The sequence below is a fragment of the Azospirillum sp. UENF 112521 genome, assembly GCF_058780665.1.
The window spans coordinates 1,731,041-1,745,519 of record NZ_JBSNCI010000002.1; the positions used below are offsets into that span (position 1 = coordinate 1,731,041).

Consider the following 14,479-nt stretch of genomic DNA (forward strand, 5'->3'; position numbering starts at 1 on the left):
GGGATGGGCACGAGTTCAGGAGTGTCCGCGTCATGATCCCCACCGCCTTTCGCCTTCTGCGCCGCCGTGCCGTCCTGGCCGTGCTGACCGCCCTGCTGGCGTTCGGCATTCCGGCCGCACCGGCACTGGCCGCATCCGCCCGTATCAAGGACATCGTCGATGTCGAAGGCGTGCGCGACAACATGCTGATCGGTTACGGACTGGTGGTGGGCCTGAACGGCACCGGCGACAGCCTGAACAACTCCCCCTTCACCGAGCAGAGCCTGACCGGCATGCTGGAACGGATGGGCGTCAACACCCGCGGCACCAACCTGCGCACCAAGAACGTGGCGGCGGTGATGGTGACGGCGACGCTGGGCGCCTATGCGGCGCAGGGCACGCGCATCGACGTCACCGTGTCGGCGATGGGCGACAGCAAGAGCCTGCTGGGCGGCACCTTGCTGGTCACCCCGATGATGGGCGCCGACGGCGAGGTCTATGCCGTGGCGCAGGGGCCGATCGCCGTGTCGGGCTTCACCGCCCAGGGCCAGGGAGCCAGCGTCACCCGCGGCGTGCCGACCTCCGGCCGCATCTCCTCCGGCGCCATCGTGGAGCGCGAGATCCAGTTCTCGCTGGCCGAGCTGCCGGTGCTGCGCCTCTCCCTGCGCAATCCCGACTTCACCACCGCCCAGCGGGTGGCGACCGCCATCAACATCCAGCTGCGCGGCAACCGCGCCCAGGCGACTGATCCGGCCTCCGTCCTCATCAACGTACCGGACTCGCGCCGCGGCGACGTGGTGGGGCTGGTGACGGAGATCGAGCAGCTGCGCATCACCCCCGATCAGGTCGCCCGCGTGGTGGTGGACGAGAAATCCGGGGTGATCGTGATGGGCGAGAATGTCCGCATCTCCACCGTCGCCATCGCCCAGGGCAACCTGACCATCCGCATCACCGAAACCCCGCAGGTCAGCCAACCCGGCCCGTTCAGCCAGGGGCAGACCGCGGTGGTGCCGCGCACCGATATCCAGGTCGACGACCAGTCCAACAACCGCCTCGCCGTGATGAATTCCGGGGTGACCTTGCAGGAGTTGGTACAATCCTTGAATGCGCTTGGAGTGGGACCGCGGGACATGATCGCCATTCTCCAGTCGATCAAGGCCGCCGGAGCCCTGCAAGCCGAGATCGAGGTGATCTGATGTCCATGAGCCCCGCCCTTTCCACCGCTTCGGCCGCGCGCAGCGCACCGCCCGCCTCGTCGCTGGTGGAGCGCGCCCAGGCCGCCGGGTTCGGCGTGCGCACCCTGGCAAAGATTTCCGATCTCGAGGCCAAGATCGACCCGGCAAAGCTTGCCCAGATCCGCAAGTCCGCCAACGAGTTCGAGAGCCAGTTCGTCTCGCAGATGCTGGGCCCGATGTTCGAGGGGATCGGCACCGACGAGACCTTCGGCGGCGGGCGCGGGGAAGAGATGTTCCGCCCGATGCTGATCGAGCAGTTCGGCAAGCAGATCACCCAGCGCGGCGGCTTCGGCATCGCCAATCAGGTTTACGGAGAGCTTCTTCGCGCCCAGGAGGCCAGCCATGGATAAGGTCGACGTTCGTTTCCCCCAGCAGCCCAAGCCGGCCGCCAACCTGCCGAAGAACGCCCAGGAACGCGCGGTCGCGCTGATCGAGCTGATGGGCCGCCTGACCGCCCTGCTGGAACGCGAGGCCGCCGCCGTCCGCGCCCGCCGCCCGGCCAAGGAACTGGCGCAGGTCGTCAAGGACAAGCAGCCGATGACCCTGGTCTATGAGGAGATCAGCCGCATGCTGCGCGTCGACCGCGAGGGGTTGGTCGCCCTGCCGCAGGAGTTGAAGACGTCGCTGAAGGACGCCACCGGCAGGCTTTATGCGGCCACCGCCGACAATGCCGAGGCCCTGCGCATCGGTGGCGAGGCGCAGAAGGTGATGGTCGACACCGTGGTGACCGTCATCACCCGCCAGCAGAAGGCGCCGACCACCGCCTATGCCGCCCACATGGGTGGCGGCCGCGGTTACTCCGCGCCGCCCAGCGGGCCGCGCACCTCGGCGGCGCTGAATACCCGGCTCTGATCCGATCAGCCTCCATCCATGACTGCCGAGCTTTTCGGACGGCCACCTCTCTCCACGGGGCGGCCTTTTTCTTTTTGTGCCCGCAGCCTGCGGCAAGAAAGGCCCCGCACCCGGCGGAATTTGCCGGTCTTGACCGTGCGATGCGGCGGGAACTGCCGTCCCAATCCTACGCCGGCAGGCCCGATGACGGGGAGCCGAGGTTGGCCCGTCCGTTGCATTGGTCCCAGCGCATCGCCGTCGGTGCGTTCCGCCGTCCCTGAGAGGCCCTTCCATGGAAGTCCAATCGAACAAAATCGCCGCGTCCTTGTTCGACGGTCTCAGCCAGTCCCAGCAGACGCAGGGGACTGGGACGAAGAACGACCTGTTCTCCAAGATGATGGACCGCATGCTGACCGATGCCGCGGCGCGCAAGCGCGAGCAGGCCGACGCGGCAGCCCGCGACTCCGCAAAAGACGCGGCGAAGGAAGCGGCGAAGGACGCCGCCAAGGAGGCTGCAAAGGATGCCAGGGACGCCCGCGCCGCAGAGGCCCAGCGCCGGCAGCCGGTGCGCACGGAGCCGAAGCCCGACCTGACCCGCGACCGGACCGCTGAAACCCGGCGTCGGCAGGATGCCGCCGATGCGACGCGCGCGGCCGAGCCGAAGGCCGGCAAGAACGACGACCCGAAGGTGCAGGCCCGCCAGGAGGACCACCGCCCGGCCAAGGCCGAGAGGCCGGCCAAAGACCTGTCCAGGACCGACAAGGCCTCCGGCAGCCCGGATAAGGTCAATGCAGATAAGGCGGGAGCGGACAAGGCAGATGCGGCGACAGCCACCAGTACCGCCGATGCCAAGGACGCCGCCGCGACCGATGAGTCCGCCTCGGCCGACGCCGCGGCACAGGGTGAAACCATGGCCGACGCCGGCGGTGAGGACATGTCGGATGACGCCGCCGAGGGACAGCCCACCGACCAGCCCACCGACCAGCCGCTGCCGCCTGTCCAGCCCATGGCGCAGCAACCGATCCCGCAGGCGAGCGACCTGATCCTTGCCGGCCTGATGCCGGCCGGACAGACGAAGGCACCGGACAGCACCGACGACGCGGCCGGCGGTGCCGACACCCCTGCAACCGGATCGGCCGCGCCTGTCGATCCCACCGCCCAGCTCGCAGCCCAGCTTGCCCAGGCGCAGGCCGCTGCCACAGGTGCCTCGGCGGCCGGTCAGGCGGGTGCGGAAGCCGCGGCGAAAGCCGGCGGCAAGACCGCCGCAGTCGGCGGCGATGCCGCCCAAACCGCGGATGCAACCCAGGCCGAGCCCGGCGCACGGCCCGACGCCGAGGCCCTGCCGACCGACGACACCGCCCTGCCCGACCGCTTCGCCGATCTGCTGGCCGCCGCCAAGGCGAAGGTCGGCGATGCCAGGCAATCCGGCAAGCATACCGGAACCGAGGGCGGCAGCCGGAACGATGCCCAGCCCCAGGCGCAGACCGCGATGCAGCAGCCGACCCCACCCACAGCGCCGGCCATGCCGGTGGCGGAAACAGTCGCGGCAGCCGCGACCGGCACCGCCGCCAAAGCCCTGGAGGGTATCGGAGGCATTGACGGAACCGCCGCGACCGGCGCTTCCGCCGCCAGCCCGCACACCCATCCGGCGCTCGCCGCGATGGAAGGGATCCATGCCGGCATTCCCGGCCTCGACCAGCCGCAGGCCGCCACCGCGACCCTGCGTCCGTCGCGCGGCGCCGGCATGCCGATGGGCGTGCATGACCAGATCGCCGTCCACATCAAGAAGAGCGTCGCCGACGAGGTCGACCAGTTAACCATCAACCTGCATCCGGCCGAACTGGGCCGGATCGACATCAAGCTGGACATCGGCGCCGATGGCCGGGTCAATGCGATGGTTGCGGTGGAAAAGGCACAGACGCTCGAACTTCTGCAACGCGACAGCCGCGGGTTGGAACGCGCTTTGCAAGACGCTGGATTGCAGACGGACGCCAACAGCCTGAACTTCAGCCTGCGCGGCGAAGGCAATCCCTTCGCAGGCGAGGGCCGGGGCGACGGCAAGGGGACCGGATCGGGCAAGCGCGGCCACGGCTTCGGCGGTGGCGGCGACGATGACGGGTCCGATGGAGCCGTCTACACCGCGACGCTCGGCGACGGGCGCGTCGACATCCGCGCCTGAGCGGGGCCGGCCGACCCGGCCGCATCCCACCGTCGCATCAGAGATTCCGGCCGACAGGGCCATAAAGGACGACCGCCATGACCACGACCACCAACACCACCAACACCCCGACCGTGAACCAGTACGGCACCTATTCGGGTGGTCTTTCCAAAGGGTCGAAGACGGCGACCGAAACCTCCAAGACGCCGCAGACCGATGCGGAAAAGACGGCATCGGCCACCAAGGGGCTGGGCGACAATTTCCAGACGTTCCTCACCATGCTGACCACGCAGATGAAGAACCAGGATCCGCTGAAGCCGCTCGACACCAACGACATGACCAAGCAGCTGGTCGATTTCGCCAACGTCGAGCAGAACATCGGCACCAACAGCCGCCTGGACAAGCTGGTGCAGTTGCAGTCGGCCGGCACCGCTTCGACCAACCTCGCCTATCTCGGCCGGACCGTCGCCTTCGAGGGCGACAATTTCCAGTACTCGCAGGGCATGACGCAGGCGCCGCTGGGCTATGAGCTGGCGACCTCGGCCAAGTCGGTGCGCGTCGACATCCTGGACTCCAACGGCAACATCATCCGCTCGATGCCCGGCGAAACCACCGCCGGCACCAAGCATGCCGTCAGTTGGGACTTCAAGGACAACAACGGCCGCGCGGTGCAGCCCGGCACCTATCGCATGAACGTGGCGCCGGTGTCCGAGAACAAGAACGACACTATCAAGACCACCACCTACACCTTCGGCACGGTCGCCGGTATCGGCAACAACAAGGACGGCGAGACGGTGCTGAACATCGGCGCCAGCGAAGTCCCGCTATCGAAGCTGACCACCGTCTACTGACCCGGATCCGTTGTACCGACCGATTGCCGCAAGCCTGGACGGATGGGCCGCCGCGACCGCCCTGTCCGTTCGGGTGAGCAACTACCACCCGATAAAAAGTTAACCCTTTCGTTTAGGCATTTGTTAAGTGCCGGCGCATACAGTACCCCGAAATCGTGGAATCCACAGTTTGGGTTGGAGCGTCCGCGCATGGCACTCATCGAATTCGACATCGGCGACAACTCAGCAGCCGGTGCATCGGTCATTGGTCCTGAGGGGCGTCCCATGACCGAAAACGACCTTCCCCCGCCCGACACCAAGCGTTGGGTGATGCGCCGCAAGGCGGAAGTGGTCGCTGGCGTCCGTTCGGGCCTGATAAGCCTGGAGGAAGCCTGCCGCCGCTACACGCTGTCGGTGGAGGAGTTCCTGTCCTGGCAGAGGCTGATCGACAGCCACGGGATGCGCGGCCTGCGCGCCACCCGATTGCAGGACTATCGTCCCGGCCAGGCGGTGCGCGACCGCATCGGCGCCGACTGACGCAACGTGCCGGCTTGAGGAAGCGCCGTGGGTCCGTCCTGCGGCGCTTTCTTGCGTTAGATGTATCGCCAAGCCTCGGGTGATTATTTCTCCGCGCAGGCCCCATCGATCAGGGCCGCAGCCGCACTCGCCACCGCCTCGTTGCCCGGCCCCAGATCCAGCGCGCGGCCGGCGGCATAGGCGCCTTCCATCAGAAGCTGCAACTGACCGCACAGCCGGTCCGGATCATCGGCGCCCGCCGCGACCGCCATCGCATGCAGGCGGTCGCGGACCATGCGCTTATGCGCCAGCGCCAGCGCCCGTGCGGGGTTGGCGGGATCACGAAGTTCGGCGGCAGCGGTCGTGAAGGGACAGCCCTGGAATTTCGGATGATCGATCCAATGGCCGAGCGCCATGAAGATCGCCTTCATCTGGGCGCGCGAATCGCCAGGGTGGCGCGCAGTCACCCGGTCCCACCAAGCGGCGTGCTGGACCATGCTGCGCTCCAGATAGGCGCAGACCAGATCGTCCTTCGATGCGAAATTCCGATAAAGGCTCATCTTCGCGACGCCGGACCGGGCGATGATCGTGTCGATGCCGACCGCGCGGATGCCCTCGCGATAGAACAGCTCTGCCGCGGTGTCGAGAATCCGTTCGCGCGCCGGCCTCCTCTCGCCTTCGACTCCACCCATCCGCCAACCCCCACCCGTTCACAACGGCCGGGTCCAAGCCCGGCATTGACAATGATACAGACCTGTCTCTACCATCGCAATGAAGAGACAGGTCTGTATCATCAAGAATGGAGTTCCGGGGGATGCGCTATTTCGAGGATGTCGCGGTGGGCGACCGCTTCACTGGCGGACCGGTCACGGTCGATGCGGCGGAAATCGTCGCCTATGCCGAAAAGTTCGATCCGCAGCCATTCCACCTGGACGCCGAGGCGGCGAAGGACACGCTGTTCCGCGGACTGGCTGCCAGCGGCTGGCACACCGCCGGGATGACGATGCGGATGATCGTGGGAAGCAACGCCGAGTTGGCCGGCGGCTATATCGGCATGGGGGTTGACCAGATCAGCTGGCCGCGCCCGACCCGTCCCGGCGACGTGCTGCGCATTGAGATGGAAGTTCTGGAGGCCCGGCGTTCCGCCAAGCGGCCCGACCAGGGCGTGCTGCGGGTGAAGACCACCACCCTCAACCAGAACGGCGAGGTGGTGCAGACCATGATCGCCAACCTGCTGGCCCCCGGCCGTCCGGCCTGACGGGAACAGGCGTAAAAGAAAGCCCCCGCATCCGGGACAGGATGCGGGGGCTGCAAACGTCAACCTATGCCGTCAACACTGACCGTCAGCGCTTCAGACCGGCGGTGAAGGCGAAGTTGTCGAAGGAGTTCTCGGCCACCCGGAACCACAGATATTCGTCGTCGCGGAACTTCTTCCACGGCTCGTAGATCTTGGCAAACTTCGGGTTGGTCTTGGCAGTCTCTTCATACAGTTCGGTCGCCGCCTTGTAGCAGGCTTCCATCACCTCGCGCGGGAAGGGCCGCAACTGAGCGCCGCCGGCGACCAGACGGCGCAGAGCCGCCGGGTTTTCCGCGTCGTACTTGGCGTTCATGGTCAGGTTGGCCTCGAAGCAGGCGGCTTCCAGAACGGCCTTGTACTGCTTGGGCAGCTGGTCCCACTGCTGCTTGTTGACCAGCAGCGAGACGTTCAGCCCGCCTTCCCACCAGCCCGGATAGTAGTAGTACTTGGCGACCTTGTTGAAGCCGAGCTTCTCGTCGTCGTAGGGTCCGATCCACTCGGCGGCATCGATGGTGCCCTTTTCCAGCGACGGGTAGATGTCGCCGCCGGCGATCTGCTGCGGCACCGTGCCCAGCTTGGCCAGCACCTGCCCGGCGAAGCCGCCGATGCGGAACTTCAGGCCCTTCAGATCCTCGACGGTCTTGATCTCCTTGCGGAACCAGCCGCCCATCTGCACGCCGGTGTTGCCGGCCGGGAAGTTCATGACACCATAGCCGTCGAAGAACTCGCGCAGCAGGGCCATGCCGCCGCCATTGTAGATCCAGGCATTCTGCTGGCGGGCGTTCAGGCCGAAGGGCACCGTCGCGTCGAAGGTGAAAGTCGGATCCTTGCCGACATAGTAATAGCTGGCGGTGTGGCCGCACTCGACCGTGCCGTTCTGCACCGCGTCCAGCACCTGCAGACCGGGAACGATCTCACCGGCGGCGAAGGGGCGGATGGTGAATTTCCCGTCGGTCGCGGCGGCAACGCGGGCGGCAATGGTGTCGGCGGCACCGTAGATGGTGTCCAGGCTTTTGGGGAAGCTGGACGCCAGACGCCAATGAATCTCCGGCTGGCTCTGCGCGATGGCCGGGGCCGCAAGCGTGCTGGCGGCGACGCCGACACCGGCGGAGGTCAGGAAGGAACGACGCTTCATGAACGTTTCCTCATCGTTATGGCCATGGCGCCGGTTGAGCGATGACGCCACTTGCCGAACAGAAGACACTATGGTGTCCGAACAATCCTAGAAATCGCAACGTCTACCCGACAATTCGTTAAATTGCATAGCTTCCATTCCGGTTTTATTTCGTCGCGTAAAAAATACAGTGCGCTCACGCGACTGGAGCGGCGCCAAGTGGTCATCGCTCTATCCGGGATTTTTCAAAGCAATGCATCGCGGGATGGCATGGCAATCCTGTATCCGCTCTGGCGAGCAGCCATCAGCCGTATCGATCAACCGCGGAACCGTCTTGTCGTTGCCTGAATGGTTACATGTACCGATGATATATTCGACAGGCGAAACGGCACCCACCCCTACTTTCGTTCATGGGCTTGGCCGTGACGACCTTGCGATGCCAACGGTTCCGCCGACGGCGTTCGCCCACCCATAAGGGCGAACAAATGCATTCACATGCAACTTCCGGATCCAGCCGATGGTAATGCTTGGCATGTTTGCGCGGCGGTCGGGGCGGCGGAACGGCCACCGCCCGCGCCGCACTGACGGAGGGCAAGAGGATGGACAAAATCCTCACTCTCCTGATCCTGCTGTTGCAGGTGGTCAAGCTGCTGCTTGAGCACCTGAACCGCTGATCGGGCGGCCGTGCCGGGGGTTACGGCCCCGGTACGCCCGTTCCAAAAAATAGTGCCTTTTCACCCCCCCCCCCGGCAACCGCTCAGCCCAGCGTGCGCTTCACGATCAGCGACAGCTTTTCCAGCATCGCCGGATCGCGGTGGCCGGGAGCCGTCATGATGGCGTTATCGAGCGCCGTGTGGCAGCCCTGGACGCATGGCCCCTCGCGCCGCGCCACCTTCGGTGCCAGCGCCGCCACCAGGGAGCGGGCCTTGCCGGCATTGGCGACCACCACGCGGATCACCGCATCGACCGAGACATGGTCGTGCCCCTCGTGCCAGCAATCGTAATCGGTGACCATGGCGACGGTCGCGTAGCACATCTCCGCCTCGCGGGCGAGCTTGGCCTCCGGCATGTTGGTCATGCCGATGACGTCACAGCCCCAACTGCGGTAGAGGTTCGATTCGGCGACTGTGGAGAATTGCGGCCCCTCCATCACCATGTAGGTGCCGCGCCGCTGGTGCGGAATGTCCAGCTCGGCCAGCGCCTCCTCGATCAGGTCGCCCAGCCGCCCGCAGACCGGATGGCCCAGCGCCACATGGGCGACTAGCCCGCTGCCGAAGAAGGTCTTGTCGCGGGCGAAGGTGCGGTCGATGAACTGGTCGATCACCACGAAGGTGCCGGGTGGCAGATGCTCCTTCAGCGAGCCGACCGCCGACACCGACAGGATCTCGGTCACGCCCAGCTGTTTCAGCGCATGGATGTTGGCGCGGAAGTTCAGTTCCGACGGCGGGATGCGGTGGCCGCGGCCGTGGCGCGGCAGGAAGACCAGCTTCCGGCCCGCCAGTTCGCCGGTCAGCAGTTCGTCGGACGGCTCGCCGAAGGGGGTCGTCACCTTGACCCAGCGGGTGTTCTCCAGCCCGTCGATGTCGTACAGGCCGCTGCCGCCGATCACGCCCAGAACAGTCTCGCCACTCTTGCCGTCGCTCATGAACCGCCGTCTCCCGCTGAAGATCGCGCGAGTATTTCGGTGACCGGCGTCGAATGCAACCGCTCAAGGCACTTTCTAAAGTCCGCCGATCACCCGGCTTCGCCCGGGCAGGATCAGCACAGCGCCCAGAAGCAGCCCCGCAGCCAGTCCGCCGGCGTGAGCACCCCAGCCGACCTCGGCCAGCGGGGACTCGGCGCTCAGCGGCACAAGTGTCATCGCTGCGTTCAGCAGCGCGAAGACCAGGATCGCCCCCTGCACCAGCCGCCGTGGCAGGCGCCGCGACAGCAGGCCCGCGCGCGGACGCATCCACAGGAAGGCCCCCATCAGCGCGCAGATCGCCCCGCTCGCGCCGATCAGCGGCGCCATCCGGTCGGCGGTCAACAGCCCCTCCGTCAGCGCAGCCGCCACCGTTCCGGCGAGGAACAGCAGAAGATAGCGGAGATGACCGACCTGCCGCTCCACCGCATCGCCCAGCAGCCACAGCACCGCCATGTTGGACAGCAGATGCGTCAGGTCGCCGTGAACCAGCACATGGCCGAACAGCCCGCGCCACAACGCTCCGGTGGGCAGCGGCCCGGCCAGTTCGACCGTTCCGAAGAAATAGGCGGGGACGAAGGCGAAGGATTCCGGCGGCAACCGCAGGACGAAGGCCAGCACGCAGGCGAGGATCATGGTGCGGTTGGCATAAGGCGGAACGGCCATGGCGGCGATCGGCCCCCCTTTCCCGCCCCGGCCATGCCGGTCCGCCGCCAGCGCCATGCCCTGCCCCCCCGCAAGATCAGGTGCCGCATTCCGACGCCGTCATGGCTTTGCGCGGCGATAGGTCTCACCCCAATGTAGGAAGGGGTATTTCGGAAAAACAGCGGTTTCCCACGGCATCGGGGACGCTCCTATACCGGTCGGACGGATTGGAGCGCCGCTCGCGGGCTGGCACAGTCATTCCACCATCCGGCGAGGATCGGTCTGCCGGACAACGACAACCGGGGAAGAAACGACCATGAACGAACGTCAGGATACCGGCAGCATGACTGTGGAACGCCAGGGCCGAGTCATGGTGCTGACCATGAGCGACGCCGGCACCCGCAACGCGCTTGGCTTGAAGATGATGTCCGCCGGCCGCGATGCGCTGGATGAGGCGACACACGACCCCGGCATCGGCGCCATCGTGCTGACCGGCGCCGGTGGAGCCTTCAGCTCGGGCGGGCATCTCAACAACCTCTATCACCATGGCAGCCGGTCACGGTCGGAGAACCGGGACGGCATCGAGCGCTTTCACGGCTGGGTCCGCGCCATGCGCGAATGCCCGAAGCCCATCGTCGCCGCAGTCGAGGGTCCGGCGGCCGGTGCCGGCTTCTCGCTGGCGCTGGCCTGCGACCTGATTGTCGCGGCGGAGGACGCGCAGTTCCTGACCGCCTATGTCAAGGTCGGGTTGACCGCCGACGGCGGCGCCTCCGCCTCCCTCGCCCGCGCGCTGCCGCCGCAGCTTTATGCGGAATTGATGCTGACCGGCGGCCCGGTCGACGCCGCGCGTCTGCATGCGGCCGGCGTGGTCAACCGCGTCACCGCCCCCGGACAGGCGCTGGCCGGGGCAATCGCCTGGGCCGGAACCATCGCCGAAGGGCCGAGCGGCGCGATGGGCCGGGCCAAGAAGCTGATGGAACTGGCCTATGGCAGCTTCGCCACCCAGCTTGCCCGCGAAAGCGACCTGTTCGTCGAAGCCCTGCACCATGGCGAGGCGAAGGAGGGCATCACCGCGTTCTTCGAGAAGCGGCCGCCGACATTCCACAGGCGCTGATGGATACGAACAGCCGGGCGCCGTGGGATGCGGCGCCCGGTCTTCGTATCCATCGGCGCACCCGTGCATCACCGCACGAGAACGTGCGCCGCCTCCTTGGTCCGTTCGACCGCGCCGGCCACCTGGCTGACCGCGGTGGAGATGGCGGCGACGTTGGAGGTCACTGTCCCAACGGCGGCCGACGCGCTCTGCATGTTGGACGACATGTTCTGCGTGACGGCGCTCTGCTCCTCGACCGCCGACGCCGTGCCGGTCACATGCTCCCGCACCACCGCGACGGCCTCGCGGATGGCGCTCAAGGCGGTGGCGACTTCGGTCGAGGTCGACTGGATGCCTTCGATCTCGGCGGAGATCTGCTCGGTCGCCTTGCCGGCCTGGTTGGCGAGGTTCTTCACCTCGGAGGCCACGACGGCGAACCCCTTGCCCGCCTCTCCGGCGCGGGCCGCTTCGATGGTGGCGTTCAGCGCCAGCAGGTTGATCTGGCCGGCGATGCTGTTGATCATCCCGACGATGCCGTTCATCGCCTGGGCCGCCGCCGCCAGCCGGTCGGTGCTTTCCGCCACCGTCACCGTGCGGTCGAAGGCGCCGTCGGTCGCCGCGCGGGCGCGGGTCATGCTCTGGGAAATCTCGGCAATGGAGGCGACCAGTTCCTCAGCGCTCGCGGCCACCGCCTGGACACTGGCCGAGGTGGAGCCGGCGGCGTGGCTGGCCGAGTCCGCCTCCTCCATCGACAGGCGGAGCGCCTGATCGACCTCACCGAAATTCTTATCGATCATGATCTTTAGGTTGTTCAGCAACGAGACCTGCGCGGTCACGTCGACGGCGAACTTGACCACTTTGACCACCCGCCCCGTTTCGTCGAGAATCGGGTTGTAGGCGCCCTCGATCCACACCGGCTTGCCGGATTTGGCGATCCGCTTGTACTGCGCCGCCTGAAATTCGCCCCGCCGCAACGTTTCCCAGAAACGGGCGTAGTCCGCACTGTCGCGGTAGGCGGTTTCGACGAACATGCTGTGGTTCTTGCCGACGACCTCGTCCAGGCGATAGCCCATCACCTTCAGGAAATTGTCGTTGGCCTTGGTGATGATGCCTTCGGTGGTGAACTCGATCACCGCCTGCGACCGGTTGATCGCCGTCATCTGCGCGGCATAGTCGAGGTTTTGCAGCCGATCCTTGGCATCGGCCCATTCGACGACGAAACCGATGCGCTGGCCGTCCTCGGTCAGCGGCGAGACCAGCAGGTCGAACTGGTGCCCGCCGACCTTGATGGTGGCGCTGTGCGGCTTGGTCAGCGCCGCCAGCATGCCGCGTTGATGGCTGGGGTTCTTGTGGAAGACGTCGATGTTGCTGCCGACCAGGCGACTGACGTCCAGGCGCGGCAACTCCTTGCGCAGATCGCCCTCCGCCTGGCGCAGCAGCCCGACCACCGCGGGGTTGACATGGACGATGGTCAGATCGGCATCCGCCACCATCACCTTGGCGCGCAGCGCATCGAGCGCCGCCATCTTGCGCTTGAGCGCAAGAGTTTGCTTTCCCCGTCCGAACATCGCTCCCCCACGTGAGTACTCTATTATGTATGCGAATAATAGCGATAACCGCAGAGGTTTCCATAAGAATAAATCTGTCAGGTTGTGACAATTTTCATGATCCATGAAGCATCCAGATGCCATGTAACGCGAGTAACCATAGACTTTTTGCATAGATCTCAAAGATGAATTAAAGCTAATATCTTGGTTCCAACTTGGCGGATGGAATTTCGTTGCCGCACCAGAATAAGATTGTTTCGCAACGGCGCGCCGCTACCCCAGACCGATGGCATTCCCGCAGACACGGCTCTGCCGACCCATGCAGGAGCACAAACATCGAATTCAGGGCGAAATAACGCGAATGTATGTTGAACGAGCCGATAGCAGGTTGTAAATGTTTGCCGCATGACACAACCGCGCCGCCCTTTGACCGATGCCGAACGGCTCGACTGGATCCGCCTCATCCGGACGGAGAATGTCGGGCCGATCACGTTTCACCGCCTGCTGGACCAGTATGGCAGCGCTGCCAAGGCGCTCGACATGCTGCCGGATCTGGCGCGGCGCGGCGGGCGGGCCAAGCCGCTGCGCATCGCCGCCAAGGCGGAGGCGGAGCGGGAGATGCAGGCCAACCGCCGCTTCGGTGCCCGGCTGCTCTGCGCCTGCGAACCGGACTACCCGGAACCCCTGGCCGCGGTGGACGACGCGCCGCCGGTGATCTCGATCATGGGGCATGCCCATTTGCTGCAACGGCGCGCGGTCGCCATCGTCGGAGCGCGGAACGCCTCGCTGAACGGCAAGAAATTCGCCGAGTCTCTGGCGCGGGAGCTTGGGGCGGCCGGGCTGCTGGTGGTCTCCGGCCTGGCCCGCGGCATCGACACCGCAGCCCATGCCGGTTCGCTGGCCAGCGGCACAGCCGCGGTGCTGGCAGGCGGCATCGACGTCGTCTATCCGCCGGAGAATGAGGGGCTGTACCGCGACATCCTGGCGCAGGGCGTGGCGGTGGCGGAAAGCGCCATCGGCACCCAGCCGCAGGCCCGCCACTTCCCCCGCCGCAACCGCCTGATCTCCGGCCTGTCGCTGGGGGTGCTGGTGGTGGAGGCGGCCTTGCGCTCCGGCTCGCTGATCACCGCGCGGATGGCGCTGGAGCAGGGACGCGAGGTGATGGCGGTGCCGGGCTCCCCGCTCGACCCCCGCTGCCATGGCACCAACAACCTGCTGCGCCAGGGCGCCACGCTGGTGGAGCGCACCGACGACGTGCTGCGCGCCATCGAAACCCTGCGCCCGCCGACGCTGGCCGAACGGCAGCCCAACCTGTTCAGCGCACCCGCCCTCACCCATGGCCGAGCGATGGAACCCGACGAATCCGACCTTGCCAAGGCGCGTGCCGTGGTGCTGGAAAACCTCGGCCCCTCGCCCGTCACCATTGACGAACTCGTTCGCGGGTGCCAATTGTCCGCTCCGGTGGTGCTGACCGTGGTTCTGGAACTTGAGCTTGCCGGCCGAGTCCAGCGTCTTCCCGGTCATCAGGTCTCTCTCGCCTGATCGGCGCCGCC

Annotated in this window: 15 protein-coding genes; 10 read left to right on the forward strand and 5 right to left on the reverse strand. The window is 66.3% G+C overall.

What is annotated here, in order from left to right:
- Positions 1 to 32 precede the first annotated feature (32 nt).
- The 6 genes from ACWPN8_RS10470 to sciP all read left to right on the forward strand — a co-directional run bounded on the left by ACWPN8_RS10470 (position 33) and on the right by sciP (position 5,570).
- Positions 33 to 1,175 carry a flagellar basal body P-ring protein FlgI gene (locus tag ACWPN8_RS10470; RefSeq protein WP_109096872.1) on the forward strand — a complete coding sequence of 381 codons (1,143 nt, stop codon included), beginning with the start codon at positions 33 to 35 and terminating at the stop codon, positions 1,173 to 1,175.
- Positions 1,176 to 1,180: 5 nt separating this feature from the next.
- Positions 1,181 to 1,564 carry a rod-binding protein gene (locus tag ACWPN8_RS10475; RefSeq protein WP_455177929.1) on the forward strand — a complete coding sequence of 128 codons (384 nt, stop codon included), beginning with the start codon at positions 1,181 to 1,183 and terminating at the stop codon, positions 1,562 to 1,564.
- On the forward strand, positions 1,557 to 2,066 hold the full coding sequence (locus ACWPN8_RS10480) for a flagellar basal-body protein (protein WP_492240735.1): 510 nt from the start codon (positions 1,557 to 1,559) through the stop codon (positions 2,064 to 2,066). The genes ACWPN8_RS10475 and ACWPN8_RS10480 overlap by 8 nt, the downstream gene beginning before the upstream one ends.
- Positions 2,067 to 2,337: 271 nt before the next feature.
- The gene (locus ACWPN8_RS10485) at positions 2,338 to 4,224 is read left to right on the forward strand and encodes a flagellar hook-length control protein FliK (protein WP_492240736.1); all 1,887 of its coding nucleotides are present in this window, start codon (positions 2,338 to 2,340) and stop codon (positions 4,222 to 4,224) included.
- A gap of 77 nt (positions 4,225 to 4,301) precedes the next feature.
- Positions 4,302 to 5,054 (forward strand): flagellar hook assembly protein FlgD, encoded by a 753-nt coding sequence (locus ACWPN8_RS10490; RefSeq protein WP_109096875.1) that lies wholly within the window; start codon positions 4,302 to 4,304, stop codon positions 5,052 to 5,054.
- A gap of 189 nt (positions 5,055 to 5,243) precedes the next feature.
- Positions 5,244 to 5,570: a CtrA inhibitor SciP gene (gene sciP / locus ACWPN8_RS10495; protein ID WP_492240737.1), complete on the forward strand. Its 327-nt coding sequence runs from the start codon at positions 5,244 to 5,246 to the stop codon at positions 5,568 to 5,570.
- An 83-nt stretch (positions 5,571 to 5,653) separates the two neighbouring features.
- Here sciP and ACWPN8_RS10500 read toward each other — a convergent pair whose 3' ends face one another.
- On the reverse strand, positions 5,654 to 6,241 hold the full coding sequence (locus tag ACWPN8_RS10500) for a TetR/AcrR family transcriptional regulator (RefSeq protein ID WP_492240738.1): 588 nt from the start codon (positions 6,239 to 6,241) through the stop codon (positions 5,654 to 5,656).
- Between the two features lie 122 nt (positions 6,242 to 6,363).
- Between ACWPN8_RS10500 and ACWPN8_RS10505 the strand changes: the two genes are divergently transcribed.
- The gene (locus ACWPN8_RS10505; RefSeq protein WP_109452562.1) at positions 6,364 to 6,807 is read left to right on the forward strand and encodes a MaoC family dehydratase; all 444 of its coding nucleotides are present in this window, start codon (positions 6,364 to 6,366) and stop codon (positions 6,805 to 6,807) included.
- 85 nt (positions 6,808 to 6,892) lie between these two features.
- On the opposite strand, the gene ACWPN8_RS10510 is transcribed toward ACWPN8_RS10505, so the two are convergent.
- Positions 6,893 to 7,981: a TRAP transporter substrate-binding protein gene (locus tag ACWPN8_RS10510; RefSeq protein WP_109096878.1), complete on the reverse strand. Its 1,089-nt coding sequence runs from the start codon at positions 7,979 to 7,981 to the stop codon at positions 6,893 to 6,895.
- A 506-nt stretch (positions 7,982 to 8,487) separates the two neighbouring features.
- On the opposite strand from ACWPN8_RS10510, the gene ACWPN8_RS10515 reads away from it, so the two are divergent.
- Positions 8,488 to 8,634 carry a hypothetical protein gene (locus ACWPN8_RS10515; protein ID WP_158285369.1) on the forward strand — a complete coding sequence of 49 codons (147 nt, stop codon included), beginning with the start codon at positions 8,488 to 8,490 and terminating at the stop codon, positions 8,632 to 8,634.
- Positions 8,635 to 8,717: 83 nt separating this feature from the next.
- Here the strand turns inward: ACWPN8_RS10515 and ACWPN8_RS10520 are convergent, their stop codons facing one another.
- Together ACWPN8_RS10520 and ACWPN8_RS10525 are read right to left on the reverse strand one after the other, a co-directional pair.
- Positions 8,718 to 9,605, reverse strand: a complete 888-nt coding sequence (locus tag ACWPN8_RS10520) for an S-methyl-5'-thioadenosine phosphorylase (RefSeq protein ID WP_109096879.1) — start codon at positions 9,603 to 9,605, stop codon at positions 8,718 to 8,720.
- Positions 9,606 to 9,680: 75 nt separating this feature from the next.
- A complete protein-coding gene (locus ACWPN8_RS10525; protein ID WP_492240739.1) occupies positions 9,681 to 10,307 on the reverse strand; it encodes a rhomboid family intramembrane serine protease in 627 nt (208 codons plus the stop codon).
- Positions 10,308 to 10,602: 295 nt separating this feature from the next.
- Here ACWPN8_RS10525 and ACWPN8_RS10530 point away from each other — a divergent pair, with 295 nt between their 5' ends.
- The gene (locus ACWPN8_RS10530) at positions 10,603 to 11,400 is read left to right on the forward strand and encodes an oxepin-CoA hydrolase, alternative type (protein ID WP_109096881.1); all 798 of its coding nucleotides are present in this window, start codon (positions 10,603 to 10,605) and stop codon (positions 11,398 to 11,400) included.
- 68 nt (positions 11,401 to 11,468) lie between these two features.
- Here ACWPN8_RS10530 and ACWPN8_RS10535 read toward each other — a convergent pair whose 3' ends face one another.
- Entirely contained in the window at positions 11,469 to 12,947 is a 1,479-nt protein-coding gene (locus ACWPN8_RS10535) for a methyl-accepting chemotaxis protein (RefSeq protein WP_492240740.1), read from the reverse strand.
- A gap of 384 nt (positions 12,948 to 13,331) precedes the next feature.
- Here ACWPN8_RS10535 and dprA point away from each other — a divergent pair, with 384 nt between their 5' ends.
- The gene (gene dprA, locus ACWPN8_RS10540; protein ID WP_492240742.1) at positions 13,332 to 14,468 is read left to right on the forward strand and encodes a DNA-processing protein DprA; all 1,137 of its coding nucleotides are present in this window, start codon (positions 13,332 to 13,334) and stop codon (positions 14,466 to 14,468) included.
- Positions 14,469 to 14,479: the final 11 nt, after the last annotated feature.

What these genes read in the sequence shown, in the direction of transcription:
- ACWPN8_RS10470 (WP_109096872.1), top strand. Translation starts at nt 33, where the DNA reads ATGATCCCCACCGCCTTTCGCCTTCTGCGCCGCCGTGCCGTCCTGGCC.
- ACWPN8_RS10475 (WP_455177929.1), top strand. Translation starts at nt 1,181, where the DNA reads ATGAGCCCCGCCCTTTCCACCGCTTCGGCCGCGCGCAGCGCACCGCCC.
- ACWPN8_RS10480 (WP_492240735.1), top strand. Translation starts at nt 1,557, where the DNA reads ATGGATAAGGTCGACGTTCGTTTCCCCCAGCAGCCCAAGCCGGCCGCC.
- ACWPN8_RS10485 (WP_492240736.1), top strand. Translation starts at nt 2,338, where the DNA reads ATGGAAGTCCAATCGAACAAAATCGCCGCGTCCTTGTTCGACGGTCTC.
- ACWPN8_RS10490 (WP_109096875.1), top strand. Translation starts at nt 4,302, where the DNA reads ATGACCACGACCACCAACACCACCAACACCCCGACCGTGAACCAGTAC.
- sciP (WP_492240737.1), top strand. Translation starts at nt 5,244, where the DNA reads ATGGCACTCATCGAATTCGACATCGGCGACAACTCAGCAGCCGGTGCA.
- ACWPN8_RS10500 (WP_492240738.1), bottom strand. Translation starts at nt 6,241, where the DNA reads ATGGGTGGAGTCGAAGGCGAGAGGAGGCCGGCGCGCGAACGGATTCTC.
- ACWPN8_RS10505 (WP_109452562.1), top strand. Translation starts at nt 6,364, where the DNA reads ATGCGCTATTTCGAGGATGTCGCGGTGGGCGACCGCTTCACTGGCGGA.
- ACWPN8_RS10510 (WP_109096878.1), bottom strand. Translation starts at nt 7,981, where the DNA reads ATGAAGCGTCGTTCCTTCCTGACCTCCGCCGGTGTCGGCGTCGCCGCC.
- ACWPN8_RS10520 (WP_109096879.1), bottom strand. Translation starts at nt 9,605, where the DNA reads ATGAGCGACGGCAAGAGTGGCGAGACTGTTCTGGGCGTGATCGGCGGC.
- ACWPN8_RS10525 (WP_492240739.1), bottom strand. Translation starts at nt 10,307, where the DNA reads ATGGCCGTTCCGCCTTATGCCAACCGCACCATGATCCTCGCCTGCGTG.
- ACWPN8_RS10530 (WP_109096881.1), top strand. Translation starts at nt 10,603, where the DNA reads ATGAACGAACGTCAGGATACCGGCAGCATGACTGTGGAACGCCAGGGC.
- ACWPN8_RS10535 (WP_492240740.1), bottom strand. Translation starts at nt 12,947, where the DNA reads ATGTTCGGACGGGGAAAGCAAACTCTTGCGCTCAAGCGCAAGATGGCG.
- dprA (WP_492240742.1), top strand. Translation starts at nt 13,332, where the DNA reads ATGACACAACCGCGCCGCCCTTTGACCGATGCCGAACGGCTCGACTGG.